The sequence below is a fragment of the Paenibacillus sp. TAF43_2 genome, from assembly GCF_052113545.1.
Taxonomy (GTDB): domain Bacteria; phylum Bacillota; class Bacilli; order Paenibacillales; family Paenibacillaceae; genus Pristimantibacillus.
In genome coordinates this window covers 1-2,275 of record NZ_JBFRDK010000345.1, presented here as the reverse complement: position 1 = coordinate 2,275, position 2,275 = coordinate 1, and the positions used below count along the sequence as shown (strand labels likewise).

Here is a 2,275-nt window from a genome sequence, read left to right as displayed (position 1 = left end):
CCGATGAAGGATGCACCTCTAGTCCTTCTGCAATGTCCGAGACACGCGCATAACCTTTTTCATCAATCAACTTATAAATTCTTTCCAAGTAGTCTTCCATGCTCGGTGTCGGCACTGAAGAACCCCCTAACCATACTTCTTCACCTATTTCACAGGCGTTACTTATTGTATCATACACTGTTCATTGTGTTCACTGCAACCCAAGCCCATCTCCAAAATAGATAAAGAAGCGCAAATAACACTTGAACTTACCAGTTTCAGCTTCGCTCATCCTTCACACAATAAGATGATGTTGATTGTGATTATCTACAGGAGGAATGAGCTATGAGCACTGCAATTATTGATCGTCCTAAACCAGATCGCTCCACCCTCTCCTTTGTTCCCGAGCTTGTTTATTTTGAACCATCGGCGCTTGATTATCCCAAAGGGCAGCGTATTTTTGAATGGGTCAAAAAAGAAGGCATTCCTTACCGGATGACAACCTCACATAACCGGATTACGAATTTACCGGGCGATACCGAGCTTGAACAATACAAGATCGCCAAAAGAACGCTTGTCGTCGGCATACGCAAAACCTTAAAATTTGATACTTCGAAGCCTTCAGCGGAATACGCCATTCCGATAGCAACCGGTTGTATGGCTCATTGTCATTATTGTTATTTGCAAACAACCTTAGGTGCAAAACCTTATATCCGTGTATATGTGAATATTGACGATATTCTAGAGGCAGCACAGGGGTACATCGACGAGAGAAAACCGGAAATTACCCGCTTTGAAGCCGCATGTACATCCGATCCCGTCGGACTGGAGCCCATTACAGGCAGCCTTCGCGAGCTTATTGATTTTATGGGGGAACAAGAACATGGACGGCTTCGGTTTGTGACCAAGTTTCATCATGTCGATTCCCTTCTCGATGCAAAGCACAATGGACATACCCGTATCCGATTTAGCGTAAATGCCAAATACGTAATCAAGCATTTCGAGCCTGCTACATCAAGCTTTGATCAACGCATTGAGGCCGCCGCAAAGGTCGCTAGGGCAGGTTATCCAATGGGCTTCATTATTGCCCCTATTATTTGGCATGAAGGCTGGGAGGAAGGCTATGGCGAGCTTATAGCCTCACTTGCAGATAAACTCCCGCAGGATGTGACCAAAGACCTTACATTTGAACTCATTCAGCATCGTTTTACAAAAACGGCAAAAGCAGTTATTGAAAAGCGGTATCCGCGGACAAAGCTTGAGATGGATATTGAAAAACGCAAATATAAATGGGGACGCTGGGGTCAAGGGAAATACGTTTATCCCGATGAACAAGCAAATGCGCTCCGCATGTATTTATCGGAGCGCATCTTTGAACATTTTCCCGAAGCAAAAATTGAATATTTTACGTAAGAGATCCATATCAGCTTAAAATTTCAACCATTCCGGCGTAATCATATTAAGCCAGATCGTGATTTTGGTCATTTGATCGGTAAACAATAATACACCCATCAAAATCATAACAGCTCCGCCAACCTTCATTACGCTAGCTGAATATTTCAGTATCCATCTTGCCGTACCAAGGAAAAAGGCAAGTACAAAAAAAGGAATCGCAAAGCCTAATGAATAGGCAGTCGTTAGCTGAAACCATGTGCCAGGTTCCGATGCTGCAAGACCTAAAATCGCAGTAAGCGCGGGACCTGTACATGGGGTCCAGCCTGCGGAGAAGCCGATTCCAAAAATAAAGGAGCTGACATAGTTCGCTTTTTTCGGAATAAGATTCATTCTTCGTTCCTTCATCAGGAGCTGCGGCTGAAATAATCCGATTAGGAATAGTCCCATCAAAATAATCAATATCGCTGATAATTGCCTAATCAGATCACGATACTCGCTGAAAAATTCAGCAAATACATTCGTTCCGTAGCCTAATGCATAATACACAGTGCAGAAGCCCAAAATGAAAAACAGCGTGTGTGACATCGTTCGCATGCGTTTTTGTTTGGCATGTGAATTGCCCTTCAAATCCGCTACCGATATTCCCGTTATGTATGATAAATACGAAGGATAAAGCGGTAAGCAGCAAGGTGATATGAACGATGCAAAGCCAGCCCCTAAGGCCAGCCAAATGTTAATGTCGGACAAACCCTCTCACTCCAATCCTCATTAACTGCCTGGTCGCATGCCACGGCGGAAAACGAGCAGCAACAGCAGCACAGCAATTAGCAATAATACAATGGTACCGCCTGGTGCCAAATTCCATACACCCGCGATTAGTAAGCCTAATACAACGGCAATC

At 44.1% G+C, this 2,275-nt stretch carries 2 protein-coding genes and 2 pseudogenes; 1 reads left to right on the top strand and 3 read right to left on the bottom strand.

Annotation, left to right across the window (positions count from 1 at the left end; all coding sequences use genetic code 11):
* A pseudogene (locus AB4Z17_RS33185) lies at nt 1-115 on the bottom strand (transcriptional regulator MntR); the annotation flags it as partial.
* Nucleotides 116-324: 209 nt separating this feature from the next.
* Between AB4Z17_RS33185 and splB the strand changes: the two are divergent.
* Nucleotides 325-1,392 carry a spore photoproduct lyase gene (gene splB, locus AB4Z17_RS33180; RefSeq protein WP_076266936.1) on the top strand — a complete coding sequence of 356 codons (1,068 nt, stop codon included), beginning with the start codon at nt 325-327 and terminating at the stop codon, nt 1,390-1,392.
* A 15-nt stretch (nt 1,393-1,407) separates the two neighbouring features.
* On the opposite strand, the gene AB4Z17_RS33175 is transcribed toward splB, so the two are convergent.
* On the bottom strand, nt 1,408-2,121 hold the full coding sequence (locus tag AB4Z17_RS33175; RefSeq protein ID WP_339203380.1) for a cytochrome c biogenesis CcdA family protein: 714 nt from the start codon (nt 2,119-2,121) through the stop codon (nt 1,408-1,410).
* 21 nt (nt 2,122-2,142) lie between these two features.
* Nucleotides 2,143-2,275: pseudogene (locus AB4Z17_RS33170) on the bottom strand (metal ABC transporter permease); the annotation flags it as partial.

Coding starts and splice junctions, on each gene's coding strand:
- splB (WP_076266936.1), top strand. CDS start 325: ATGAGCACTGCAATTATTGATCGTCCTAAACCAGATCGCTCCACCCTC.